Raw genomic sequence first — 24,948 nt, 5'->3', positions numbered from 1 at the left:
GGGGAAACTGACGAAGGCCCGTCCCTTGAGGGAACGGGCCTTCGTCAGTTCAGACGGCTCAGAGTCAGAGAGCCGCGACCTGCTTCGCGATGGCCGACTTGCGGTTCGCGGCCTGGTTCTCGTGGATGACGCCCTTGCTCACGGCCTTGTCGAGCTTCTTCGTCGCGGTTGCGAGAGCCTTCTCGGCAGCAGCCTTGTCGCCCGCGGCGATCGCTTCGCGGGTGCGACGCACCTCGGTCTTCAGCTGGCTCTTGACGGCCTTGTTGCGCTCACGCGCCTTCTCGTTGGTCTTGTTGCGCTTGATCTGCGACTTGATGTTCGCCACGTTCGAGGGCTCTTTCGTTCGGAGTGTTCGTTGGATGTGCCGAGTGACAAGAGAGGGCTGTCGCACGGCGGTCGTGTGAGGGAGAAGCCCACACGCAAGCCAAAAGCCGAGTCTACCAGGTTTCGTCGTGCGGCCCGCGCCGACACCGAGCGGCATTTCGTGCTGTGCAGGAGTCTCCGGGTGCGGCATGATCGGGTCAACCGGACCCGACCGGCTCGACGATGCGCTCGACGAAGGAGATGCCGTGGCATCCGATCCTCTCACGCTCGACCCCTCGCCCTCCCCGCGACGGCTCACCCTGCTGCGGCCGCCGTTCCGCTGGTCTGCGGCCACGGCCGCCTTCCAGATCGAGGGCGCACGCAGCGCGGACGGACGCGGACGCAGCATCTGGGACGACTTCGTCGACACGCCCGGCGCGGTGAAAGACGGGTCGACAGCCGAGCCCGGGCCTGACAGCTGGCGTCGGTCAGCCGAAGACGTCGCGCTCCTGGACAGGCTGGGCGTCGATCGATATCGCTTCTCGGTGTCGTGGACCCGCGTGCAGCCGGGTGGTCGTGGAAACGCGAACAGAGCAGCGTTGGACACCTACTCGCGGCTGGTCGACGAGCTGCTCGGGGAGGGGATCACACCGTTCCCGACCCTGTATCACTGGGACCTTCCCAGCGAGTTGGAGGCGGAGGGAGGGTGGCTGCAGCGAGAAACCGCCTTCCGCTTCGCAGACTTCGCCGCCCTCGTGATCGACGCGCTCGGCGACCGCGTGCGGCACTGGTACACCATCAACGAACCGGTCTCGACCACCCTCCAGGGCTATGCGATCGGCGAACTCGCGCCCGCCCGGCAGCTGCTCTTCGACGCTCTGCCGACCGTGCACCACCAGCTCCTGGCGCACGGCCTGGCCCAGCAGATCGTGCGTGACGCGGATGCCGGTGAGGTCGGGATCGTAAACAACCACACGCACGTGTCCGCCGCCACGGACTCTGCCGACGATCGGGACGCTGCCGCCGCGTACGACGCCCTCCACAACCATCTCTTCGCCGATCCCCTCTTCTTCGGGGAGTACCCCGATCTCGGCGCCCTGGGCATCCCGGGACAACCGGTGCACGACGGAGACCTGGCGCTCATCGCCGCGCCCAGCGACTTCTACGGCGTCAACTTCTACAACCCCACAGTGGTGGGCGCGGCATCGCCCGAAGCCCCTATTCCTTTCTCCCTCCAGCCCGTCCCGGGCGCCGACGTCACCGGCTTCGGCTGGCCGATCGTCCCCGCAGCGCTGACCGAGGTGTTGCTCGGTCTCCGCTCCCGGTACGGTGCCGCGTTGCCGCCCGTGATCGTCGGCGAGAACGGCGCATCCTTCCCCGAGCCTTCTCGCTCCGCCGGGCGCATCGAAGACACCGAACGCATCGCGTATCTCGCCGCGCATATCGAGGCGATCGCCGACGCCAACGAGAGGGGAGCGGACGTGCGGGAGTACACCGTGTGGTCGCTGCTGGACAACTTCGAATGGGCGGAGGGGTTCTCCCAGCGGTTCGGGCTCGTGCACGTGGACCACGAGACCTCGCAGCGCACGCCCAAGGCCTCCTATGAGTGGTACCGCGCCCTGATCGAAGAGGCCCGCGCATGACGCCGCCGCGCGTGGGCCGGCAGTGGTTCGCGCTGTTCACCCTCGCCTGGCTCGCGCTGTGGACCGTGCAGCTCACGCCACTGCAGCTGCTGATCCCGCTGCAGTTGAACACGCCCGACGACGCCGTCGGCTGGATCGCGGGAGTGGTGTCGTCGGGACTGGTCCTCGCGGTGGGGGGCATCGCCGCCGTCGTCGCCGGACCTGTCGCCGGTGGACTGTCCGACCGTACGCGAGGCGCACGAGGGCGACGTCGACCGTGGGCCCTGGCGGGAATCGCCCTCGCCACGGTCTCCCTCGTCTGCCTGGCCGGAGCAAACGGTCCGTGGCTGGTAGGCGCCGCGTGGATCGGAGTGTCGGTGGGCACGGCCGTCGCGGCCTCCGCCTTCACGGCGCTCATCGCCGACCAGCTCACCACGCAGCGCGGCGCGGCGTCGGCAGCCATCGCCTCCTCGCAGGCCGTCGGGATCGTGCTGGGTGTCGGGGCGATCGTTCTCCTCGGGCTCGGCACGTTCGGGGGATACCTCGTGCTCGCGGGCTTCCTCGCGGTCGCGGGTCTGAGCGCAGCCCTCATCCTCCCCGATCCGCCGTCCCCGTCGGCCTCCGAAGCCGCACGTGCGCCCCGCGGACTCGCTCAACGGACGGCGGCGCTCCGCAACCACGACTTCGCCTGGTTGCTCACGGGCCGCCTCGTCGTGAACATCGGCAACGCACTGGGTACCGGCCTGCTGCTGTTCTTCCTCTTGTATGGAGTGGGGCAGTCGCCGGAGGCGGCCGAGGAGCAGCTTCTCCTGCTCATCGTCGTCTACACGGTCTTCGTCGTGGCCGCGTCGGTGCTGTCCGGTCGGCTATCGGACAGGTCCGGCCGGAGGATCGGCTGGGTGGTGGGAGCCGCGATGGTGCAGGCCGCGGCATCCCTCCTCCTGGCCGTCGCTCCGTCGTTGGAGGTCGCCTTCGTCTCCGCTGCGCTCCTCGGCGTCGGATACGGCGCCTACATGTCGGTCGGCCTGGCCCTCGCGACCGACCTCTTGCCGTTCCCGGACGATCACGCCCGCGACCTCGGCTTCGTCAACGTCGCGGCGAGCCTCGGGCAACTTCTCGGGCCGCTCATCGGTGCGGGACTCGTCGCCCTCGTCGGAGGGTTCTGGCTGCTCTTCGCGGTCGGCGCCGTTCTGTCCGCGCTCGGGGGGCTCGCGACCCTCCGCATCCGTGGGAATGCCCGAACCGGGGGAAGAGCCTCAGCCGACTGAGTCGGCCGCGGCGACGTCGATGGTCGCCACGGCCAGGTCGAGGAGGGCGTTGAAGACCCGAGGTCGCATCGCGGTGACCAGATGGCTCGTTCGCGGGACCACGATCAGTTCCGCGTTCGGGACGAGCCTGAGGAAGAGGCGCTCGTTCGCGCGCAGCTGGTCGTACTGTCCGTTGATGAACCAGGTCGGCACATCGATTCGGCCGAGCGCGGCGAGGAGATCCAGCACCGAGAGAGTCCGGAGCGCGACGTCCTGCGCGTCATACGCGTAGCCGCCGGCGCCGAAGTCCTGGCGAGTCTCGGCGGGAAGCGTGCGATCGAGCACCCAGTCCGCGATGCCCTGACCACGGCGAGGAAGTCGGTCGAATCCTCGTGCCAACGCTCGGTAGGTGGCGAGGCCGACGCCGCGCGGGAGGGCCGTGCACGACGCTGCGATGAAGGCGTCGATGGGCGGCTTGTCCTCGCGACCCGCGTAGGCGAGGGAGAGGAGTCCACCCATGGAATGTCCGACGAGCAGCACCGGACCGCGCTCAGCGGCACCGCGGACCGCGTGATCGATGGTCGCGAACGCCTCGTCGAGGGTGAACTCCTCGGACATCCGTGTGCCGTGACCGGGCAGGTCGACAGCGGTGGCGGGGATGCCGCGTTCGTTCAGATGAGCGACTTGCGAGCGCCACATGGTGGCGGAGGTGCGAATGCCGTGCACCATCACCACGTGCGTCACCATCTGTCCAGCCTACGAGTCGTCACACGTCGAACGGGCCCGCGACGCCGTGTCGCGAGCCCGCTCGATTCGGAATGCCTCCGGCGGGAGGACGGGGTCAGAACACCACCCTCACACGCACCGCCTTGCTCGTGGAGCCGCTGGAGACGGTCGGATCGGCCGGCACGAAGACGGCCGTGTACTGGTGAGTGCCACGGCTCAGCTTGCCGAGCGTGTAGGCGGCGAAGCCCCGTCGGACAGGAACCGTCGCGACCACCTCAGTGCCCTCACGGAACTCCACCACACCCTCCGGCGAGCCTTCCTCCTGGTCGACGTACGCGACGAGCGTCGTCGGCAGGAGCCGGTTGATGTGCACGGGGAGAAGCGCGGCCAGACGTGTCGTCGTCGCCTGCGGCTCGACGGCCGCTTCGACCTCGAGGGCGACTCGCACCACCGTGCCCGAGTCCGGCGCGGTGAGGGTGATCACCGTGGGTCCGGCGGGGAGGTCGGCCGGAAGAGCGACCGACACGGATGCCGCACCCGCGGTGACCGGGACCTCACCGAGCTCGGTGTCACCGATGGTCACCGCGAGCGACGTGTTCTCCGGTGCGCCACGACTGGTCATGTTGATGCCGCTGACCTGGAAGGTGACGGTGTCACCGGCGGTCGCGGTCTCCGGGGATCCGGCGACCTGCACGGCGTGCTTGGCGAAGTCGGGTGCCAGGGGCGAGCCGTCGGCGATGTAGTCCATCCACGCCTCGTAGTCGAGGAGGCCGGTGTCCACGTAGTCCGACCCCTCGGTGAATGCGCGGAAGTTGTCGCCTCCCGTCGCCAGGAACGAGAAGGTGCCGACGCGGTACTCTGCGGCGGGATCGAGCGGCTGACCGTCGACCGTGACCGAGGTGACGCGCGACCCTTCCGGAAGCGTCGCGTCGTACGTGTACGACACGTTGTCCGACAGCCCCAGCTGGAGATACGGGCGCTGAGGGACATTGCCCTGCGCGTCGCGTTGCCACTGCTGCTCCAGCAGCGTCGTGAACTGCTCACCGGTCAGGGTGACGAGGGCGAGAGTGTTGTTGAACGGCAGCACGGCATTGGCTTGCGAGAACGAGACCGTGCCGTCGGCCAGCCCCGGGATCGCCGTGGCGCCGAACTCGGCCTGCGTGTCCCACAGGTCGGCGCGCAGGCCACCCGGGTTCGTGACACCGATCTGCGCGCCCTGGGGGAGCGTGGAGAGCGAGTCGCGCAGCATGTTGGCAACCGTGTTGCCGAGCGCCGACTCCGAGGCCCGGTCATCGCGGGAACCGCCCGTCCAGACGCCGCCCACGAACGATCCACCGGCGTAGGCGGTCGTGATGTCGCCCGACACCTCTCCGATCGCCGTGTTGCCCACCTCGGCGGCCGCCGCACGAGCGGCCTGGACGATGCGATCCACCTCCGCGACGCGCGGATAGGCGGCGATGAGGTCGGCGGCGGGCGTCGTCGTGCGGGGCACGATCCGCTCGGTGTGGGCGGTCACGTCGCCGCCGTCGATCGAGAGCACGATCTCTCCGATGTTGCCTCCGTAAGAGCCGGTCTGCACGACCGGACGGGTGCGATCGGTGCCGGGGATGGGCGCCGACCACGCGTACTCCTTGTGGGTGTGGCCGGTGAAGAGCGCGTCGACCTCGGGGGAGGTGTCGTTCACCAGGGCGGCGAAGGGACCGCCCGCGGCGAGCTCTTGCTCGAACGTGGCACCGTCCGGGGTTCCCGCGCCGGCGCCCTCGTGGTAGAGCGCGATGATCACGTCGGCCTCACCGTTGGCGTCGTCTCCGTCGCTCAGCTGCGCAGCGACGCGGTTGACGGCGGCGACGGGGTCGCCGAACTCCAGATCGGTGATCCCGGCCGGCGACACGAGCGACGGCGTCTCTTCCGTCACCGCGCCGATGATGCCGACCGTCACACCGTCCGCCTCCCGCAGGGCGTACTCGGGGAGCGCGGGGGTCTGCGTTCCGGCGAGGTAGACGTTGGCGCCCAGCTGCGGGTAGTCCGACGCGTCGGTGACACGCCCCTCCAGATCGGCGAAACCGCGGTCGAACTCGTGGTTGCCGACGGCCGTCGCCTCCAGACCGAGCGCGTTGAGCACGTCGATCGTGGGCTTGTCCTGCGCGACGGAGGAGGCGAACAGCGATGCGCCGATGTTGTCTCCGGCCGACAGGAACAGCGTCGGTCCGTCTGCGGCATCCCTCAGCTGTTCCACGGTGCCGGCGAACGCCACCGTATTGGCGTCGATGCGTCCGTGGAAGTCGTTGATGCCGAGCAGGGTCAGCTCGACGGGAGCGGCCTCGGCCGACAGCCCCACGAGCACCGGGTCGTGGTCGCTCGAGCGGTACACGTCGTTCGCGAAGAACTCGGTGCCGTGCGAGCGGAATCGGCTGTACTCGAGGGCGACGGACTCGCCGGAGTTGATGTTCCAGATGTCGGCACCCGTGGCACGCGCCAGGGCGGCGTCGTTGAGGAGGACGTGGTCGAGCGAGCCCGACAGTCCGGAGAAGCTGTACGAGGACGAGTCGACCTCGAAGTGCTGCTCCACGTCGGTGTAACCCGCTGCGTACAGCACCTGCAGAGGATCTTCCTGCCCGTACGAGTTGAAGTCACCCGCGAGGGCAACGGCCGCCACGTCGCCCTGGATCTCTTCGATCCAGTCGCGCAGCGCCGTCGCCTGGCGTACGCGCGACTCGTTCGACGAGCCCTGGCCGTCTCCGGCGTCCACGTCGCCCGGCCACGGACCGGCCGAACCCTTCGACTTGAAGTGATTGACGACGAAGAGAAGCTCGTCGCCACCGCCGGCGGGAGCGAACACCTGTCCGAGCGGCTCGCGCGCGTTTCCGAAGGCCTCGCCGTCGGCGCTCTGGTCGCCCAGCGCCCGCGCGGACCCGACCGTGCTCACGGCATCCGGCTGGTAGATGATCGCGTTGGTGATGACGTCCTGCTCGGATGCCGGAGGCAGCTCGTCCGAGGACGGGACGAACGCCCAGCGGTCCTCGCCTGCCGCGGCGTTCAGCGCTGCGACGAGCGTCGCCGTCGCCTCGTCGGTCTCTTCACCGAGGGCTGCCGAGTTCTCGATCTCCATGAGACCGACGACATCGGCGTCGAGCGCGTTGATGGCGGCGACGAGCTTGGCCTGCTGGCGCGCGAGGTCGTCGGCATCCCATGCTCCGCGCTGGTCGCAGCCCTCGCGGACGGTGACGCCGTCGCCGAAGCGATCGGTGTACGCGACGCACGAGGCCGACTCCGTACCGAGGGTCGTGAAGTAGTTCAGAACGTTGAACGACGCGACGGAGATGTCGCCGCCGACCTCGTCCGGAGCGGACGTGCGCGGGTTGTCGAACACGACGCCGTCGGTACCCATCCCGTCCGCGGCGAGCGGAGCCGACGGGTTCAGCTTCCACGTGTTGTTGCGGTAGTCGACGATCACCGGGTCGGTGAACGTCACCGATGCGCCGACGACAATCGGCTCGGCCAGCGAGACATAGGCCGGGGTGAGGCCGCTGTTGGCCGCGGAGAGGAAGTTGGTGCTCGCTCCGTCATCGAGCGCGACGGCGCGTGCGGCGTTGTCGGCGGCCACGTCGGCTGCCTCGGCGCTGCCCGGCGGCGCCACATCGGTGGGCTGGCGCAGCGGCGCGTCGCCTGCGGCCAGTCCCACTTCGCCGTACTGGTTGGTGGCGTAGGTGTTGCTGACCGTGAACGAGCCCTGCGGCGCGACGAGCATCGACTCGAGGGTCTCCCGCTGCGCGTTCGTCGTGGGCCAGGCCACCGTCGCAGGCACGGGAGCTTCGGCATCGGCGATGACCTTCGCAGCACCGGCGCGGACCGTGATCTCGGTGAGACCGTTCCACTCGGAGACGACCCCGGTGACCTCGACCGTGTCGCCGAGGGCGACCTCGCCGACGGCGCCGGGCGCATAGACGAAGACGGCGTCCGACGCGCTGTGGGTGTCGAGGTCGATGTCACCGCCGGTGCCGGCGGTCTGGATCACATAGCCGTCGAACCCGCCGGTCGGGTAGTGGGCCGTCACGACTCCGGTCGTCGTCACGGTGGCGCCGGCCAGCGGCGAGGCGTCACCCGTGCCCTGGATATCCGCGATCGCGACCATCTCCGGGTCTTCCGTCGGCGTCGGCGTCGGCGTGGGCGTCGGTGTCGGGGTGGGGGTCGGGCCGCCGTCGTCCGCGCCCGCAGGCGTCGGCACGCCGGCCGTGAAGTCGGCCGCGTTGTCGGCCGTATTGGCGTCGTCGCCGTTGCGCGAGATGCTCGTGCCGTTCGTGGTCGCCGGCGCAGCGGCGGTGCCCGCGAAGTGCGTCGCTCCGCCCCAGCCGACGAAGTCGACAACCTGTGCGAGGTCGACCAGTCCCGTCGAGCCGGAGAGGGCCGCGGTTCCTTCCACGAGGGCGACCTTGCCCTGCGTGCCTCTGAGGGCGATGGCGCCGTCGACATCCGCCTCGAACCCGGGCAGCGTGCGGTCGGACCCGTACGCCTGACCGATCAGCAGCCGGTCGCCCGCGGGCACGGAGACGCCGTCCAGCGCCGTCACCTGCCACGTGGCGCCGGTGGCCGAGGCGTACTGTATGCTCCAGCCGTCGAGGTCGATCTCGGCATCCGTGACGTTGGCCAACTCCACGAAGTCGCGGTTGTACGCGCCGCCGTTGTTGCCGCCGCCGCCGTACACCTCCGAAATCACGATGGGCGCTTCCGCCGACACGGCGGCGCCTGCCGCGGTCGGCAGCGCGACGAGGCCGGCGACCGCGAGGGCTGCGGCCGTGGAACCGGCCAGCCAGCGCGTGCGCGGACGCAGGGGCGAACGGAACTCTGCTGTGTGCATGTCGTCGTCTCCGAGGCGGTCCGCGCGCGGCAGGGAGGATCGCGCAGGCTTCGGCCGCCAGATTGAGCATCCTGTGGGCACGCGGACTTCGACAAGTGTCAAATCGGTTAACTCTTTCTCATGGGCTGATGCGCTGGCGTGTTCGGCGGTTCGTCGGGTATTGTCCGCGCGGGCTGAGGTCTGCCCGTCGATCGGACGGCAGCACCACGCGCCCCCGGTAGACTTCACGGGACATGTCACCGCGCGCCTTCACGCCTCTCGAGCCTGCCTCCACGCCGCCCGAGTTCATCCGCAACTTCTGCATCATCGCCCACATCGACCACGGCAAGTCCACGTTGGCCGACCGCATGCTGCAGATCACCGGCGTGGTGTCGGATCGCGACATGCGCGCGCAGTACCTCGACCGGATGGACATCGAGCGCGAGCGCGGCATCACGATCAAGTCGCAGGCCGTGCGGATGCCGTGGGCCACCGCCGACGGCACGTTCGCCCTCAACATGATCGACACCCCGGGACACGTCGACTTCACGTACGAGGTCTCGCGTTCGCTCGCCGCGTGCGAGGGGGCGATCCTCCTCGTCGACGCCGCCCAGGGGATCGAGGCTCAGACGCTCGCGAACCTGTACCTCGCGCTGGAGAACGACCTTCACATCATCCCCGTGCTCAACAAGATCGACCTCCCCGCCGCCGACCCGGAGAAGTACGCCGCGGAACTCGCGAACCTCATCGGCGGTCGCCCGGAGGACGTCCTCCGAGTGAGCGGGAAGACCGGTCTCGGCGTCGAAGAACTGCTCGATCGCATCGTCGAGGGAATTCCGGCGCCCACCGGAGACGCGTCGGCGCCGGCGCGCGCGATGATCTTCGACTCGGTCTACGACTCGTACCGCGGCGTCGTGACCTACGTCCGGATGATCGACGGAAAGCTCGAACCGCGCGAGCGCATCCAGATGATGTCGACGAAGGCCACCCACGATCTGCTGGAGATCGGCGTGTCCAGCCCGGAGCCGGTTCCCACCAAGGGGCTCGGCGTGGGTGAGGTGGGCTACCTCATCACCGGTGTGAAGGATGTGCGTCAGTCCAAGGTCGGCGACACGATCACCCATCACCGCAAGCCCGCCACCACGGCACTCCCGGGCTACACCGACCCGAAGCCCATGGTGTTCAGCGGCATCTATCCGATCGACGGCAGCGACTACGCCGATCTGCGTGAAGCCCTCGACAAGCTCAAGCTCTCCGACGCGTCCCTCCAGTACGAACCGGAGACCTCCGTGGCCCTCGGGTTCGGTTTCCGCTGCGGCTTCCTCGGACTCCTCCACCTCGAGATCATCACCGAGCGACTGTCCCGCGAGTTCGGGTTGGACCTCATCACGACAGCACCGTCTGTCACCTACGAGGTGATGACCGACACCGGCGAGACGGTGACGGTCACGAACCCGAGCGAGTACCCCGACGGACGGGTCGCCGAAGTCTCCGAACCGGTCGTCAAGGTCGGCATCCTGCTGCCGAAGGACTACGTGGGAACCGTCATGGAGCTGTGCCAGACGCGCCGTGGAACGCTTCTGGGCATGGACTACCTCAGCGAGGACCGCGTCGAACTGCGCTACAACATGCCGCTCGGCGAGATCGTGTTCGACTTCTTCGATCAACTCAAGTCCAAGACGCAGGGCTACGCGAGCCTGGACTACGAACCGGCCGGTTCGCAGACGGCCGACCTTGTGAAGGTCGACATCCTGTTGCAGGGCGAGAAGGTCGACGCGTTCAGTTCGATCGTCCACCGCGACAAGGCCTACGCCTACGGCACCCTGATGACGGAGCGGCTGCGCAAGCTGATTCCACGCCAGCAGTTCGAGGTGCCGATCCAGGCCGCGATCGGCGCGCGGATCATCGCCCGCGAGAACATCCGGGCTATCCGCAAGGACGTGCTCGCCAAGTGCTACGGCGGCGACATCACCCGTAAGCGCAAGCTCCTCGAGAAGCAGAAAGAGGGCAAGAAGCGCATGAAGATGGTGGGCCGCGTCGAGGTCCCCCAGGAGGCGTTCATCGCGGCGCTCTCGGGCGACGTCGAGGGCAAGGACAAGAAGTAGCCCCCGAGAGGCGAAGGTAGGCTGTTCGCATGCGCCGTGGAAGCTTCCAAGACGGGACGGTGGACTACGCCGCCGTCGGGGCCACGCAGGCCGCCGACCTCATGGGGTATCCGCCCGAGCGGAGTCTCCCCGCGGAGGCGTCGTGGCGTATCGGAAGCGGCGAGGCACGTTTCGAGACCTCGGCCGACACGCTCCTGTCCTGGGCGGCGCTACGGGGAGCGGGACTCACTGTCTCGGATATCCGACCGGCATCCGGACCGATGTACTCGGGCGTGAGCTTCGACGCCGAGGGCACACCGCTCGCACCCAGCAGGCTCGAGGCCGACCAGCGCTTCGACGCCGACGGCACCCCGTATGTGGGCGCCGGGACGACCGTCCGTGTCCACGGGCGCGTGAAGGGGCATCGCGCCGACGCCCAGCTGCGCGTGATCTACGTGATCGAAGAGCCACGACGCGTCGGCTTCGGACTCGGCACCGTCAGCGGCTCGGTCGTGAGCGGCGAGGAGTCCTTCGTGTTGGAGTGGACGGATGCCGATGAGGTGTGGTTCACCGTGCGCGCCTTCGACCGCCCGGTGAAGACGTTGTACCGCTTACTGCCGGCCCTGGTGAAGCGTCGCCGACGCGAGTTGTTCCAGGGCTACCTGCGAGCGTTGTCGCCGCTGTACACGACACCCGCCTGATGGGCGCGGCACTGCCTCTGGGCGACTCTGCCCCTGCCGACGGGTCGCTCCCGCCGGATGTGACCGTCTCTCCGGAGACGCCCTTCGGCGTCTACCTGCACGTGCCTTTCTGTCGGGTGCGCTGCGGCTACTGCGATTTCAACACCTATACGGCGACCGAACTGCGCGGTGCCCGGCAGGACGAGTACGCCGACGAGGTGCTGCGGGAGATCGCCCTCTCGGCGGACGTCCTCCGCGCACGAGGCCCCCTTCGCCCTGCGGCGACCGTGTTCTTCGGCGGCGGCACCCCCACGCTCCTCCCGGGCGACGACCTCGCTCGGATGCTCGACGGCATCCGTACCACGTTCGCCCTCACGGCGGATGCCGAGGTCACCGTCGAGGCCAATCCCGACACGGTCACTCCGCTGCTGGCGCGGCGTCTGAAGGATGCCGGCGTGACGCGCCTGTCGATCGGTATGCAGTCCGCCGTTCCGCACGTCCTGGCCGCGCTCGACCGCACTCACGATCCTGCGGGCGTCGACGCGGCCGTCGACGCCGCTCGACGGGCCGGCCTGGCGGTCAGCCTCGACCTCATCTACGGGGCACCGGGGGAGAGCCTCGACGACTGGCGGCGCTCGCTCGAGAGCGCCGTGGCGCTCGACCCCGATCACATCTCCGCGTACGCCCTCATCATCGAGGACGGCACGAAGCTCGAACGTCAGATCCGCAGGGGTGAGGTCGTCGCGCCCGACGACGACCTGCAGGCGGACATGTACGAGTTGGCCGACGAGCTGCTCGGCGGCGCGGGCTACTCCTGGTACGAAGTCTCCAACTGGGCGAAGGCGCCCGGGCAACGGTCCCGGCACAACCTCGCCTACTGGCAGGGGCACGACTGGTGGGGGTACGGTCCGGGCGCCCACAGCCACATAGACGGTCTGCGGTGGTGGAACGTCAAGCATCCAGCCGCTTATGCGCAGCGTGTGTCGTCCGGCACCTCGCCGGCGGCCGGTCGCGAGCGCCCCGATGCGGCCGCTCGGAGGCTCGAGAGCGTGTTGCTGCGATCGCGCATCTCCGACGGGCTCGCCGTCTCCGATCTCACTGGCGGAGGCCGGCGCGCCGTGGCATCCCTCATTGCCGACGGTCTCATCGACGGCGCAGCCGCAGTGCGCGGGCGCGTCGTCCTCACGCTGAGAGGGCGGCTTCTCGCCGACGCCGTGGTTCGGGCGCTGACGGCCTGAGCCGCAGATCGGACCCGCTCTCGGGTTCGTCGCGCGCCTGGCGTGCTCCCGAGATAGAATTGGCACTCAGCACTCACGAGTGCCAGTGCGGACGATCGGACGGAGGACAGGCATGGTCTCGGAACGCGGACTCCAGGTCTTGCGGGCCATCGTGCAGGACTACGTCGACACGCACGAGCCCGTGGGCAGCAAGTCGATCGTCGATCGCCATCAGTTCGGCGTCTCCGCCGCGACCATCCGCAACGACATGGCGCTCCTCGAGGACGAGGACCTGATCGTCGCCCCGCACACATCCTCGGGGCGGGTGCCCACCGACAAGGGTTATCGCGTGTTCGTCGACCACCTGGCGGAGCTGCGTCCCCTCACGGCGGCCCAGCGGACGGCGATCGCGTCGTTCCTCGACGGTCCGGGTGACCTCGACGACCTCCTCGTGCGCACCGTCCGCTCCCTGACCCAGTTGACGGGACAGGTCGCGATCGTCCAGTACCCGTCGTTCGCGCGCGCGAACGTCTCGCACGTCGAGTTCGTCCACCTCGGGGCTCGCCGCGTGGTCGTCATCGTGGTCACCGACACCGGCCGCGTATCGCAGCGTCTGGCCTTCCTTCGGGAGGAGCTCGACGAAACCGAGGTCGCCCGCGTCAAGCGCGGGGTCGGCGATCTCGTCACGGGCAAGAGCGTCCGCGACGGCGCCCAGGCACTCTCCGAGTTCCTCGCCACCGCGGCCACCGACGAACGCATCGATCAGGCGCTGCGCACCGTCGCGCACATCGTGGCCGAGGAGCTCGAGGAATTCCGGCAGGACAAGCTCGTCATGGCGGGAAGCGCGACCCTCGCCCGTCGCGAGGCGGACTTCCGCGGCAGCATCTACCCCCTGCTCGAGGCGATCGAGGAGCAGGTGACTCTTCTGCGACTCATGGGCGAGATGGTGGCCGACGAGCAGGGGCTCGCGGCGAGCATCGGCCGGGAGAACGAGCCGTTCGGCCTTCCGGAGGCGTCGGTCATCGCGGGCGACTACGACGCCACGGGCACACGCGCGCGGGTGGGTCTGCTCGGCCCCACCCGCATGGACTATCCCACGAATCTCGCGGCGGTCCGCGCCGTCGCGCACTATCTGAGCCGGCTGCTCGACGAAGACGAGAAGTCTCGCTGACGCGACCGGAATGACTGCGCCCGGCAGCGGGCGGAAAGGCGAATGTGGCTGACCACTACGAGGTTCTCGGAGTGTCGCGAGAGGCGACCCCCGACGAGATCAAGAAGGCGTACCGTCGCCTGGCGCGCGAACTCCACCCCGACGTCAACCCGGGAGAGGACGCGTCGGAGCGGTTCAAGCTCGTGACCCACGCCTATGACGTGTTGAGCGATCCCGAGCAGCGTCAGCGCTATGACATGGGTGGCGACAGCAGCCCGTTCGGGGGTGCCGGCGGAGGCTTCGGCGGGTTCGGCGACGTCTTCGAGGCCTTCTTCGGAGGCGCGGCCGGAGGGCGATCCGGACGACCCCGGTCACGCCGCGAGCGCGGCCAGGACGCTCTCGTGCGCGTCACGCTCGACCTCGGCGATGTGGTCTTCGGCGCGCACCGCGACGTGGAGGTCGACACGGCGGTGCTCTGCGACACGTGCGAAGGCTCCTGCTGCCAGCCGGGCACCCAGCCGGTGACGTGCGACATCTGCCACGGTGCCGGACACGTGCAGCGCACCGTGCGCAGCCTCCTCGGCAACGTCGTGACCTCGCAGCCGTGCACGACCTGCCAGGGCTACGGCACGACCATCCCCTACCCGTGCGGCACGTGCGCCGGTCAGGGCCGGGTGCGCGCACGTCGGACCGTGTCGGTCGACATTCCCGCCGGCGTCGAGACGGGCCTGCGCCTGCAGCTTCCGGGGTCCGGTGAGGTCGGCCCCGCCGGCGGCCCGAACGGCGACCTCTACCTGGAGGTCACCGTGACGCCGCACGAGGTGTTCAGCCGCGACGGCGACGACCTCCTCGCCACCCTCGAGGTGTCGATGCCCGACGCCGTGCTCGGCACGGAGACGACGATCGAGTCGCTCGACGGCCCGGTCGACCTCGAGATCCGCCCCGGCATCCAGGCCGGCGACGTCCTCACCATCAAGGGGCGCGGCATCACGCCGCTGCGCGGAGGACAGCGCGGCGACCTCCGCGTCGGCGTGCACGTGGTCACCCCGACGCGACTGGATGCCAAGCAGCGGGCGCTCATCGAGGACTTCGCCAAGAAGACGAAGGCCCCCGCCCCCCACCTGGCCGAGTTCCACCAGGGGTTGTTCGCGAAGCTCCGCGACCGGTTCCGGAACGGCTGATCCGACGTGGCGCTGCACTTCCTCCTCGACGACGCCGAACTGCCCGGCGAAGTCGGCGACATCGCGGCCCTCACGGGCGCGGAGGCCCATCACGCGGCGGTCGTCCGCCGGGTGAGGGTCGGGGAAGCGGTCACGCTCGGCGACGGGCGCGGCGCATGGCTCACCGGTGTGGTCGAATCCGTCGCCCCGAAGGACGTGCGGGTGCGCATCGAGTCGCGCCGCGGCATCCCTCGCCCCGCGAAGGAACTCGTACTCGTGCAAGCGCTCGCGAAGGGCGACCGCGACGAGCTCGCCGTGCAGGCGGCGACGGAACTGGGCGTCGACGAGATCGTGCCGTGGCAGTCGGCGCGGAGCGTTTCCCGGTGGGATGCCGCGAAGAGCGCCAAGGGCGTCGCGCGGTGGAGCGCCATCGTGCGGGAGGCGGCGAAGCAGGCCCACCGGGCATGGGTGCCCGACGTGCACGAACCCGTGGCGACGTCACGAATCGCGGATCTCGCCGACCTCGTGCTGGTGCTGGAGCCGACGGCATCGACGGCGCTCACCGCCATCGACGTCGCGGACGCCGCGCGTATCGCCCTCGTCGTCGGCCCCGAGGGCGGGATCACCCCGGAAGAGATCGCCGCCCTCGCTGCCGCAGGTGCGCGCGCGGTGCGACTCGGCGACACCGTGCTGCGCACCTCGACGGCCGGCCCCGCGGCGATCGCCGTCGCCAGCGCGCTCCTCGGGCGCTGGTGAGCCCCCGCCCGCGTCTCAGCACCCTCGATAGACTCGGATCATGAGCGAACCCTCGATCTTCACGCGCATCCTGCAGGGCGAGATCCCGTCCGAGATCGTCGCGGAGACCGAGAACGCCTTCGCGATCCGCGACATCGCCCCGCAAGCACCCGTGCATCTCCTCGTCATTCCGAAGACGCAGGAGTACCGCAACGTCGTGGAACTCGCGGCAGGCGACCCCGCGCTCTTGACCGAACTGGTGGGCCTCGCGAACAGCCTCGCCGCCGAGCATGCCGACGGCGACTTCCGGCTCGTCTTCAACACCGGCCCCGCTGCGGGGCAGACCGTCTTCCACGTGCACGCGCACGTCCTCGCCGGCGGTCTCGAGGAAGGAGGCCTCGGTGGCTGACACCCCCGAACCCACCGTCGCGCACCTCCACGCCGACGGCGTCGCCATGGTCCAGCTGCTCGGGCCCCAGGACCGGCTGCTGCGTGTCGTCGAACGCGAACACCCCGACGTGGAAGTGCACGTTCGCGGCAACGAGATCCGCCTGACGGGGGATGCCGCGTCCGTCGCGGGCGCCCAGGCGCTCATCGAGGAGCTTATGGCGATGGCCCGCGCCGGCCAGGGCCTCGACCCGGCCGACGTGACGGCATCCAGCCGCATCATCCGCGCCGACACGGGGATGCGACCGTCCGAGGTGCTCGGGGAGGCGATCCTCACGTCGCGTGGCCGGGTCATCCGACCGAAGACCCTCGGTCAGAAGGCGTACGTCGACGCGATCGAGGAGAACACGATCGTGTTCGGGATCGGTCCCGCCGGCACGGGGAAGACCTACTTGGCCATGGCGAAGGCGGTGCAGGCCCTGCAGCGCAAGGAGGTCAGCCGCATCATCCTCAGCAGGCCGGCGATCGAGGCGGGCGAACGCCTCGGCTTCCTGCCCGGCAGCCTCACCGACAAGATCGACCCTTACCTGCGCCCGCTCTACGACGCGCTCAACGAGATGCTCGACCCCGAGCTCGTGCCGAAGCTCATGGCCTCGGGAACGATCGAGGTCGCCCCTCTGGCGTACATGCGCGGCCGCACGCTGAACGACTCGTTCGTCGTGCTCGACGAAGCGCAGAACACGACGCCGGAGCAGATGAAGATGTTCCTCACGCGCCTCGGGTTCGGCACCAGGATGGTCGTGACGGGCGACATCACGCAGGTCGATCTGCCGCAGGGAGCGTCGGGACTCCGGCTCGTGACCCGCGTCCTGAAGGACATCGACGACATCCACTTCTCCTACCTCACCAGCGACGACGTCGTGCGCCACACCCTCGTGGGCCGCATCGTCGACGCCTACACCGAGTACGACGAACAGCGCATGGCCATGCGCCGTGAGCGGGACGAGGCGACCGAGTTCGCCAACCGCGCCGAGCGGCGACGCGCGCAGGACCCGCGGCGCGGGCAGACCCGCGCGCCCGGACCTCACGACCATCTCCCCAAGCGAGGACGATCATGACCATCGAGATCACCAACGAGTCCGGCGTCCCGATCGACGAGACCGTGCTCCTGCGCCTCACGGAGCAGAATCTCGCCGAACTGCACGTGAGTGCGGATGCGGACGTCGCGATCCTCCTCGTCGACGAGGGCGCCATGGAATCCCTCCACGTGCAGTGGATGGACGAGCCGGGGCCCACCGACGTGCTGAGCTTCCCGATGGACGAACTGCGACCGGGGACCGAGGACCAGCCGGCGCCGGCCGGCCTCCTGGGTGACATCGTGCTCTGCCCGCAGGTCGCCGAGACGCAGGCGCAGGCGGCCGGGCACGCGACGATCGACGAACTGATCCTCCTGACGACGCACGGCCTCCTCCACCTCCTCGGCTTCGATCACGCCGAGCCCGACGAGGAGCGAGAGATGTTCGGGCTGCAGCGCGAGCTCATCGCCGCTTTCCAGGCGACCGAGCGCCGACGACGCGCATGACCGAAGCCCTCCTCCTGATCGCCGCCGTCGCGCTCGTCGCGCTCGGCGGTCTCATGGCCGCGCTGGACGCCGCGCTCGGTGTGACGTCGCGTGCGGATGTGGCCGAGCTCTCCCAGACCGGACGCAACCGGACCTCGCTCGGAAGGATCGCGGCTGATCCGGAGGCACACGGCAACGCCGTCGTCTTCATCCGCATCCTCGCCGAGACGACGGCCGCCGTGCTCGTCATGGGTGCGTTCACGCTGCTGTTCGACAGCATCTGGTGGGCCATGCTCGCGGCGGCGCTCCTCATGACGGCGGTGTCGTTCGTCCTCGTCGGGGCGAGCCCCCGCAGCTACGGACGCCAGCACGCGAAAGGACTGCTCCGCGGCGGCGCCCCGATCATCCGCGGCGCACGCATCGTGCTCGGCCCCCTCGCCCATCTCCTCGTCATCCTCGGCAACCGGGTGACGCCCGGCGTCTCCCGCGGCACCTCTTTCGCGTCCGAGGAGCAGCTGCTCAGCATGGTCGACGAGGCGGCCTCACAGGATCTGATCGAGGAAGACGATCGCGAACTGATCCACTCCGTGTTCGACTTCACCGACACCTTCGTCCGAGCGGTCATGGTGCCGCGGACGGACATGGTGACGATGAGCGGCACCGTCACGACCGAAGACGCGATGCGCCTCTTCCTCGACAAGGGCGTCTCACGCATCCCCATCGCCGACGACGACGCGGACGACATCACCGGTGTCGTGTACCTGAAAGACCTCGTGCAGTTCGCCTACCGCGACGAGCGCTCCTGGCGCGACGCTCCCGTCAGTAGGATCGCGCGGCCCGCGGTGTTCGTCCCCGAATCGATGAAGGCCGAGACTCTGCTCCAGCAGATGAAGCGGGATGCCGTGCACGTCTGTCTCGTCGTCGACGAGTACGGCGGGGTCGCCGGCCTCGTGACCCTGGAAGACCTCATCGAAGAGCTCGTCGGCGAGATCGCCGATGAGTACGATCCCCGGTCCAGCGAGGTCGTGGACCTCGGTGACGGACGCTATCGCGTGAGCGCCCGGCTCGGCCTCGACGAAGTCGGGGAGCTCTTCGGTCTCGAACTGGAAGACGACGACGTCGACTCCGTCGGCGGCCTGCTCGGCAAGCTCCTGGGGCGCGTCCCGCTCCCCGGCGCGACCGCCGAGCACGGCGGACTCGTCTTCACCGGTGGAACATCGCGCGGCCGCGGCCGGGGTCTGGCCACCGTCTTCGTCGAACGCAGCGCCGCGCTCGACGCCGTCGACGGCGCATTCGTCGGCACCATCCCGCCGCTGAGCGGCCCCATCCCGACCATCAAGGGGGAGTCGTGAGCAGCGAATCGCAGCAGAGCGCACCGTCACCGGCCGATGCCGGACGATCCGGTTTCGTGACGTTCGTCGGCCGTCCGAACGTGGGCAAATCGACGCTGACGAATGCCCTCGTCGGCGAGAAGGTCGCCATCACGTCCGACAAGCCGCAGACGACGCGGCGAGCGATCCGTGGCATCGTCAATCGTCCGGCCGGTCAGCTCGTCATCGTGGACACTCCCGGCATCCACAAGCCTCGCACCCTCCTCGGACAGCGCCTGAACGATCTCGTCGAACAAGTTCTCGGCGACGTCGACGTGATCGGCTTCCTCGTGCCGGCGAACGAGAAGGTCGGCCCGGGCGACCGGCGCATCGCTGCCTCGCTCGACGGATACGGGCGTGCCAAAAAGGTGGCGATCGTCACGAAGACCGACATCGCCGCGCGCGACGAGATCACCGAGCGTCTTCTGGAGGTCGACGCGCTCCGGGAGGACTGGGCGGCGGTGATCCCGCTCTCCTCGGTGACGGCCGATCAGCTCGATGTGCTCGCCGATGAGCTTCTCGGACTCATGCCGGTCGGCCCCGCTCTCTACCCGGAGGGCGTCGTCACCGATGAATCGCTCGAGGATCGCATCGCCGAGATCATCCGCGAATCGGCCCTGTCGGGTGTTCGTGACGAGCTCCCGCACTCGATCGCCGTGACGATCGAGGAAATCGCCTTGCGCGACGGGGGCGGCATGACCGATGTCTACGCGAACGTCGTGGTCGAGCGCGACAGTCAGAAGGCGATCATCATCGGTCACCGTGGATCGCGGCTACGCGACGTCGGCTCACGCGCGCGGGAGCAGATCGAGCCGCTCGTGGGAACCCGGGTCTTCCTGAAGCTGCACGTGCGTGTCGCGAAGGAATGGCAGCGCGATCCCAAGCACCTCGGCCGGCTCGGCTTCTGACGCGGCTCAGCCGATCTCGCGGAGCGCCGACCGGATGATCACCGTGTCGGCTCCGTACTCGCCGTTCGCCGCGTCCTGCCAGGTGCCGTCATCCCACAGGACGTCCACGAAGAGCCAGCCGTCCTGGGGGTACGACGCGAAGTAGGCGTCGCCCAGACGAGCAGGGAGCTCGTCCTGAATGCGCAGGAGGTCGGCTTCCGCGCCCGCTCCGGGCTCGCCTCCGGTGGGATCGTCCAGCGGCATCGGGTCGTACAGCGCGAGCATGATCGGCGGCTGCGTAACCGTGAGCGTCTTCCCGTCGTACGTGCCTTGCACGGCGAAGCTGCCCCACCGCACCCCTCCGGTCTCCTCGACCCCCTCCACGCCGTCCCAGGTCCAGTCGACGAGGGGGATGCCGCTGCACTGCGGTGGGGCGGACTCGGCGACGGGGCCGAGGCACAGTTCCGCGCCGTCTCCCACCTCGAGCACCGTTCCCTGACCCATCACCGGCCCGTCGGGGAGGCCGGGGGAGACCTCACCCAGACGCGGGGCCTCGTCCGGCGAAGACGCGGCCGGTGACGGGGAGGCGCATCCCGTCAGGGCGAGGCCTGCGGCCAGGAGCAGGACGGCGGGAGCAGCGACGATGCGGCGATTCATACCCCTGGAGTGTCGCCACACGCGCGACCGTCTCATCCGCGTCTGCCATCGCGAGACGCGGAGCGAGGCGACCGGGTGTATCGTGTCACCATGCGCTTCGGTGGGCTCCTTCTTCTTAGCCGCCGCGACGAGACCTCGTAGCAGGGCCTCCCTCGTCGCGGAGATCGTCGTCGGCCCGTTTCCATCCCGCGAAGAGAAGCGATCTCCATCATGAAGAACCATCAGAAGCCGTCCGGCATGCCGACCGCGAAGTATCGTCCGTTCCACGAGCAGATCCGCGTGGATCTGCCCGACCGCACCTGGCCCTCGCGTCGAATCGAGAAGGCGCCGAGGTGGTGCGCCGTCGATCTGCGAGACGGCAATCAGGCCCTCATCGATCCGATGAGCCCCGAGCGCAAGCGGATCATGTTCGATCTGCTCGTGCAGATGGGCTACAAGGAGATCGAGGTCGGGTTCCCGAGTGCGAGCCAGACCGACTTCGACTTCGTGCGCCAGCTCATCGAGGACGATCTGATCCCCGATGACGTGACCATCCAGGTCCTCACGCAGGCCCGCGCCCACCTGATCGAGCGCACCTACGAGGCCATCGCGGGCGCCAAGCAGGCGATCGTCCACCTCTACAACTCGACGAGCATCCTCCAGCGGGAGGTCGTGTTCCGCACCGACCGGCAGGGCGTCATCGACATCGCGCTCGAAGGCGCGCGGCTGTGCCGGGAGTTCGAGGCTCGCATCCCCGAGACGGCGGTCTACTACGAGTACTCGCCGGAGTCGTACACGGGCACCGAGTTGGAGTTCGCCGTCGACATCTGCAATCAGGTGCTGGAGGTCTTCGAACCGACACCGGATCGCAAGGTGATCATCAATCTTCCGGCGACGGTCGAGATGGCGACCCCGAACGTCTACGCCGACTCGATCGAGTGGATGAGTCGTCACCTGAACCACCGCGAGAACGTCATCCTCTCCCTCCACCCCCACAACGATCGAGGTACGGCGATCGCCGCGGCGGAGCTCGGCTACCTCGCCGGCGCCGATCGCATCGAGGGGTGCCTGTTCGGCAACGGTGAGCGCACCGGGAATGTCGACCTCGTCGCCCTGGGCATCAACATGCTGACGCAGGGAATCGATCCCGAGATCGACTTCAGCGACATCGACCACGTCAAGCGCACCGCCGAGTACTGCAACCAGCTCCCGGTGCACGAGCGCAGCCCGTGGGCGGGCGACCTCGTCTTCACCGCGTTCAGCGGCTCCCACCAGGACGCCATCAAGAAGGGCTTCGAGGCCATGGCCGCGCGCGCCGCGGCATCCGGAGTGTCCGTCGACGAGATCGACTGGGCCGTGCCGTACCTCCCGATCGACCCGAAGGACCTCGGCCGTTCGTACGAGGCGGTCATCCGGGTGAACTCGCAGTCCGGCAAGGGCGGCGTCGCCTATCTGTTGAAGACCGACCACTCCCTGGACCTCCCGCGGAAGCTGCAGATCGAGTTCTCCGGCGTCGTGCAGGCCAAGACGGATGCCGAGGGCGGCGAAGTTTCGAGCGACCAGATCTGGGCGATCTTCACCGACGAGTACCTTCCGGCGGTCGTGAGCGACGAGAAGTGGGGACGCTTCGAGCTGCTGTCCACTCGCACGCAGAGCGACATGTCCGGCGAGGTCAGTCTCGACGTGTCGCTGCGTGACGGCGACGAGCAGATCAGCACGACCGGCGTGGGCAACGGACCGGTGTCCGCCTTCCTCGAGGTCGTGCGCGCGCAGGGCTTCGACATCACGCTGTACGACTACGTCGAGCACACGCTCAGTGCGGGCGGCGACGCGCAGGCCGCAGCCTACGTCGAGCTCCAGGTCGACGGCGAGCGTCTCTGGGGTGTCGGCATCGACGGCGACATCTCCACTGCCAGCCTCAAGGCGATCGTGTCGGGCGTGAACCGCGCCATCCGCACCCGCGAGCGCTCCGGGGAGCTTGCCGCCGTCTGACCCGACGTCGCGGGAGCGCCGGGTCGACGACTCGGCGCGCCCGCTCAGGGCTTGATGATCGGGATCGCGCTGGTCTCCAGCGCCACCTTCCGGCGGTGCAGCGCGCGCTGCTCCGGGAGGGAGATGTCGAAGATCACCGCCAGCACACGGATCACCGTGGTCACCGCCACCGAGACGATGGCCGCCGCCAACAGCGGCGCGCCGAGCGCGTGCGTGGCCGCCAGGACGGCACAACCGACACCGGCGGCCACCGCGTACAGCGACCCGACGTGCATGATCGCGACCGGCAACCCCATGATGACGTCGCGCAGGATGCCGCCTCCCGCGGCCGCGCACACTCCCACGAAGACCGCGGGAACGGGCGGAAGCCCGAGCGCGAGCGCCTTCGTCGTGCCGAACGCTCCGAACAACCCGATGACGACGGCATCCAGGGCCACGATCACGCCGTTCAGTCGTTGGAAGAGATTGGCCAGGAGCATGCCGGCGAGCGAGGCTGCGGTCGCGGTGATGAGGTACCAGTTGCTCTGAAGGGTGGCGAGCTCCACGTTCAGGAGCAGGTCGCGGATGATGCCGCCGCCCATGCCCATCACGATGCCGATGATCGCGACGCCCAGGAGATCGAGTCGGCGCTGGCCCACGAATCCGGAGGCGAAGAGGGCTCCCTGCACGCCGCCGAGTCCGACGGCGAGGAGATCGGCCCACAGCGGGATCACGAACAGCGGCTCTGTCACGCCTCCATTGTCCCCGGTGGCGGAGATAATCGAGAAGTGACGGAACCACGACGGCGACAGGGGGAGCGACGTGCCCACCTATCGCGATGAGGTCGTGGTGCTGCGCACCCACAAACTGGGCGAGGCCGATCGCATCGTGACGCTGCTGAGCCGCCGTCACGGGAAGGTACGTGCTGTCGCAAAGGGCGTGCGCCGCACCTCCTCGCGGTTCGGCGCACGGTTGGAGCCCTTCATGGTGGCCGACGTGCAGCTCTACCAGGGGCGCACGCTCGACATCGTGCAGCAGGCCTCATCGATCGGCGCGTACGGAGCACCGATCGCGGCGCATTACGACCGGTACACCGCTGCGCACGCCATGGTCGAAACGGCCGACCGACTGAACGAAGCCGAAGCGACGGCGCAGCAGTACCTGTTGCTCGTGGGCGGCCTGCGCGCGCTCGCGCGCGGCGAGCACGCGGCACGCTCGGTGCTCGACTCCTATCTCCTCCGAGCGATGGCTCTCTCCGGCTGGGCGCCCTCGCTCAGTGAGTGTGCCCGTTGCGGCACGGTCGGGCCGCAGGACTGGTTCGTCGCCCAACTCGGCGGCACGGTCTGCGGATCCTGCGCGCCCGCCGGCTCCGCGCGCCTGCGTCCCGAGACGGGGGATCTGCTGCGAGCCCTCATGTCGGGGGAGTGGGACGAGGTCGATGACGCCTCGGATGCCGCCACCGCCGCGGCATCCGGTCTCGTCGCCGCATACGCCCAGTGGCATCTCGAGCGCGGCATCCGATCGCTCTCCCATCTGGAGGCACCCCGGTGAGCCCGAAGCCGTACACTCACCGCGACGCGGTGCCCTATCGCCCCCTCGACTGGACGGGGCTTCAACCGCCCGCATTCCCGCGCGGCGGCGTTCCGAATCACGTCGCGATCGTCATGGACGGCAACGGCCGCTGGGCCAATCGACGCGGTCTCACCCGCATCGAAGGCCACCGGGCCGGCGAAGAGGTGCTGCTCGACGTCGTAGCCGGCGCCGTGCAGGCGGGCGTGAAGCATCTCAGCGTGTACGCGTTCTCCACCGAGAACTGGAGTCGTTCGCCCGACGAGGTGCGGTTCCTGATGGGCTACAACCGCGATGTCCTGCATCGACGGCGAGACCAGCTCAACGAATGGGGCGTACGTGTGCGGTGGGCCGGCCGGAAGCCGCGCCTGTGGGGTTCGGTCATCAAGGAACTGCAGTTCGCCGAACAGCTCACGCAAGCCAACGACACGCTCACCCTGACGATGTGCGTCAACTACGGCGGCCGCGTCGAACTCGTCGATGCGATGCGCGCCATCGCCGACGACGTCGCAGCCGGACGCCTCCGACCGGGAGCCATCACCGAGAAGACGATTCGCCGCCGCCTGTATGTGCCCGACATGCCCGACGTCGACCTGTTCATCCGGTCCTCCGGCGAACAGCGCACGTCGAACTTCCTCCTCTGGGAGTCCGCCTACGCCGAGATGGTCTTCCTCGACAGGTTGTGGCCGGACTTCTCGCGGACCGACTTGTGGGATGCCATCGGGCTCTACCTTTCCCGCGACCGCAGGTTCGGCGGGGCCGTCGACGCTCCAACCGGCGACGAGTCGGCTTCGGAATAGATCCCGCGT

Annotated in this window: 21 protein-coding genes; 16 read left to right on the top strand and 5 right to left on the bottom strand. The window is 69.0% G+C overall.

Annotated features, from left to right (window positions below; all coding sequences use genetic code 11):
* Positions 1-64: 64 nt before the first annotated feature.
* Complete coding sequence (gene rpsT / locus P0Y48_04300; GenBank protein ID WEK14432.1) at positions 65-325, bottom strand: 30S ribosomal protein S20; 261 nt, start codon at positions 323-325, stop codon at positions 65-67.
* A 187-nt stretch (positions 326-512) separates the two neighbouring features.
* On the opposite strand from rpsT, the gene P0Y48_04295 reads away from it, so the two are divergent.
* Both P0Y48_04295 and P0Y48_04290 read left to right on the top strand, forming a co-directional pair.
* Positions 513-1,946: a GH1 family beta-glucosidase gene (locus P0Y48_04295; GenBank protein WEK14431.1), complete on the top strand. Its 1,434-nt coding sequence runs from the start codon at positions 513-515 to the stop codon at positions 1,944-1,946.
* Positions 1,943-3,193 carry an MFS transporter gene (locus P0Y48_04290; protein ID WEK14430.1) on the top strand — a complete coding sequence of 417 codons (1,251 nt, stop codon included), beginning with the start codon at positions 1,943-1,945 and terminating at the stop codon, positions 3,191-3,193. The genes P0Y48_04295 and P0Y48_04290 overlap by 4 nt, the downstream gene beginning before the upstream one ends.
* On the opposite strand, the gene P0Y48_04285 is transcribed toward P0Y48_04290, so the two are convergent.
* Complete coding sequence (locus P0Y48_04285) at positions 3,182-3,919, bottom strand: alpha/beta hydrolase (protein ID WEK14429.1); 738 nt, start codon at positions 3,917-3,919, stop codon at positions 3,182-3,184. The genes P0Y48_04290 and P0Y48_04285 overlap by 12 nt on opposite strands.
* Before the next feature lie 94 nt (positions 3,920-4,013).
* Positions 4,014-8,753, bottom strand: coding sequence for an ExeM/NucH family extracellular endonuclease (locus tag P0Y48_04280; GenBank protein WEK14428.1), 4,740 nt, complete (start codon positions 8,751-8,753; stop codon positions 4,014-4,016).
* 233 nt (positions 8,754-8,986) lie between these two features.
* On the opposite strand from P0Y48_04280, the gene lepA reads away from it, so the two are divergent.
* The 11 genes from lepA to era all read left to right on the top strand — a co-directional run bounded on the left by lepA (position 8,987) and on the right by era (position 19,984).
* Entirely contained in the window at positions 8,987-10,837 is a 1,851-nt protein-coding gene (gene lepA, locus P0Y48_04275) for a translation elongation factor 4 (protein ID WEK14427.1), read from the top strand.
* Positions 10,838-10,866: 29 nt separating this feature from the next.
* Positions 10,867-11,517: a DUF1990 family protein gene (locus tag P0Y48_04270; protein WEK14426.1), complete on the top strand. Its 651-nt coding sequence runs from the start codon at positions 10,867-10,869 to the stop codon at positions 11,515-11,517.
* Positions 11,517-12,734: a radical SAM family heme chaperone HemW gene (gene hemW, locus P0Y48_04265; GenBank protein ID WEK14425.1), complete on the top strand. Its 1,218-nt coding sequence runs from the start codon at positions 11,517-11,519 to the stop codon at positions 12,732-12,734. The genes P0Y48_04270 and hemW overlap by 1 nt, the downstream gene beginning before the upstream one ends.
* A 112-nt stretch (positions 12,735-12,846) precedes the next feature.
* Positions 12,847-13,884: a heat-inducible transcriptional repressor HrcA gene (gene hrcA / locus P0Y48_04260; protein ID WEK14424.1), complete on the top strand. Its 1,038-nt coding sequence runs from the start codon at positions 12,847-12,849 to the stop codon at positions 13,882-13,884.
* Positions 13,885-13,928: 44 nt separating this feature from the next.
* Positions 13,929-15,044: a molecular chaperone DnaJ gene (dnaJ, locus tag P0Y48_04255; protein WEK14423.1), complete on the top strand. Its 1,116-nt coding sequence runs from the start codon at positions 13,929-13,931 to the stop codon at positions 15,042-15,044.
* Between the two features lie 6 nt (positions 15,045-15,050).
* Positions 15,051-15,779 (top strand): 16S rRNA (uracil(1498)-N(3))-methyltransferase, encoded by a 729-nt coding sequence (locus P0Y48_04250; protein ID WEK14422.1) that lies wholly within the window; start codon positions 15,051-15,053, stop codon positions 15,777-15,779.
* A 40-nt stretch (positions 15,780-15,819) separates the two neighbouring features.
* On the top strand, positions 15,820-16,167 hold the full coding sequence (locus tag P0Y48_04245; GenBank protein WEK14421.1) for an HIT domain-containing protein: 348 nt from the start codon (positions 15,820-15,822) through the stop codon (positions 16,165-16,167).
* Between the two features lie 46 nt (positions 16,168-16,213).
* Positions 16,214-17,263, top strand: a complete 1,050-nt coding sequence (locus P0Y48_04240) for a PhoH family protein (protein WEK15006.1) — start codon at positions 16,214-16,216, stop codon at positions 17,261-17,263.
* Entirely contained in the window at positions 17,260-17,727 is a 468-nt protein-coding gene (ybeY, locus tag P0Y48_04235; GenBank protein ID WEK14420.1) for an rRNA maturation RNase YbeY, read from the top strand. The genes P0Y48_04240 and ybeY overlap by 4 nt, the downstream gene beginning before the upstream one ends.
* The gene (locus P0Y48_04230) at positions 17,724-19,058 is read left to right on the top strand and encodes a hemolysin family protein (protein WEK14419.1); all 1,335 of its coding nucleotides are present in this window, start codon (positions 17,724-17,726) and stop codon (positions 19,056-19,058) included. Before ybeY ends, P0Y48_04230 begins: the two co-directional genes overlap by 4 nt.
* Positions 19,055-19,984: a GTPase Era gene (gene era / locus P0Y48_04225; GenBank protein ID WEK14418.1), complete on the top strand. Its 930-nt coding sequence runs from the start codon at positions 19,055-19,057 to the stop codon at positions 19,982-19,984. Before P0Y48_04230 ends, era begins: the two co-directional genes overlap by 4 nt.
* A gap of 6 nt (positions 19,985-19,990) precedes the next feature.
* Here the strand turns inward: era and P0Y48_04220 are convergent, their stop codons facing one another.
* Entirely contained in the window at positions 19,991-20,620 is a 630-nt protein-coding gene (locus tag P0Y48_04220) for a hypothetical protein (protein WEK14417.1), read from the bottom strand.
* Positions 20,621-20,830: 210 nt separating this feature from the next.
* Between P0Y48_04220 and leuA the strand changes: the two genes are divergently transcribed.
* The gene (leuA, locus tag P0Y48_04215; GenBank protein ID WEK14416.1) at positions 20,831-22,591 is read left to right on the top strand and encodes a 2-isopropylmalate synthase; all 1,761 of its coding nucleotides are present in this window, start codon (positions 20,831-20,833) and stop codon (positions 22,589-22,591) included.
* Positions 22,592-22,635: 44 nt separating this feature from the next.
* Here leuA and P0Y48_04210 read toward each other — a convergent pair whose 3' ends face one another.
* Positions 22,636-23,322, bottom strand: a complete 687-nt coding sequence (locus P0Y48_04210) for a TRIC cation channel family protein (GenBank protein WEK14415.1) — start codon at positions 23,320-23,322, stop codon at positions 22,636-22,638.
* Between the two features lie 70 nt (positions 23,323-23,392).
* On the opposite strand from P0Y48_04210, the gene recO reads away from it, so the two are divergent.
* Together recO and P0Y48_04200 are read left to right on the top strand one after the other, a co-directional pair.
* Entirely contained in the window at positions 23,393-24,121 is a 729-nt protein-coding gene (gene recO, locus P0Y48_04205; GenBank protein WEK14414.1) for a DNA repair protein RecO, read from the top strand.
* Positions 24,118-24,939, top strand: a complete 822-nt coding sequence (locus P0Y48_04200) for an isoprenyl transferase (protein WEK14413.1) — start codon at positions 24,118-24,120, stop codon at positions 24,937-24,939. The genes recO and P0Y48_04200 overlap by 4 nt, the downstream gene beginning before the upstream one ends.
* The last annotated feature ends 9 nt before the right edge of the window (positions 24,940-24,948 follow it).

It is taken from the genome of Candidatus Microbacterium phytovorans (genome assembly GCA_029202445.1).
GTDB classification, from domain to species: Bacteria; Actinomycetota; Actinomycetes; order Actinomycetales; family Microbacteriaceae; genus Microbacterium; species Microbacterium phytovorans.
Note: the sequence above shows the minus strand (reverse complement) of the source record. Positions and strands in the feature narration are given on the sequence as shown.

Bases quoted from the DNA above. Each gene is read 5' to 3' on its own strand.
- P0Y48_04295 (WEK14431.1), top strand. From the start codon at position 513: ATGATCGGGTCAACCGGACCCGACCGGCTCGACGATGCGCTCGACGAA.
- P0Y48_04290 (WEK14430.1), top strand. From the start codon at position 1,943: ATGACGCCGCCGCGCGTGGGCCGGCAGTGGTTCGCGCTGTTCACCCTC.
- P0Y48_04285 (WEK14429.1), bottom strand. From the start codon at position 3,919: ATGGTGACGCACGTGGTGATGGTGCACGGCATTCGCACCTCCGCCACC.
- P0Y48_04280 (WEK14428.1), bottom strand. From the start codon at position 8,753: ATGCACACAGCAGAGTTCCGTTCGCCCCTGCGTCCGCGCACGCGCTGG.
- lepA (WEK14427.1), top strand. From the start codon at position 8,987: ATGTCACCGCGCGCCTTCACGCCTCTCGAGCCTGCCTCCACGCCGCCC.
- P0Y48_04270 (WEK14426.1), top strand. From the start codon at position 10,867: ATGCGCCGTGGAAGCTTCCAAGACGGGACGGTGGACTACGCCGCCGTC.
- hemW (WEK14425.1), top strand. From the start codon at position 11,517: ATGGGCGCGGCACTGCCTCTGGGCGACTCTGCCCCTGCCGACGGGTCG.
- hrcA (WEK14424.1), top strand. From the start codon at position 12,847: ATGGTCTCGGAACGCGGACTCCAGGTCTTGCGGGCCATCGTGCAGGAC.
- P0Y48_04245 (WEK14421.1), top strand. From the start codon at position 15,820: ATGAGCGAACCCTCGATCTTCACGCGCATCCTGCAGGGCGAGATCCCG.
- P0Y48_04240 (WEK15006.1), top strand. From the start codon at position 16,214: ATGGTCCAGCTGCTCGGGCCCCAGGACCGGCTGCTGCGTGTCGTCGAA.
- ybeY (WEK14420.1), top strand. From the start codon at position 17,260: ATGACCATCGAGATCACCAACGAGTCCGGCGTCCCGATCGACGAGACC.
- P0Y48_04230 (WEK14419.1), top strand. From the start codon at position 17,724: ATGACCGAAGCCCTCCTCCTGATCGCCGCCGTCGCGCTCGTCGCGCTC.
- P0Y48_04220 (WEK14417.1), bottom strand. From the start codon at position 20,620: ATGAATCGCCGCATCGTCGCTGCTCCCGCCGTCCTGCTCCTGGCCGCA.
- leuA (WEK14416.1), top strand. From the start codon at position 20,831: ATGAAGAACCATCAGAAGCCGTCCGGCATGCCGACCGCGAAGTATCGT.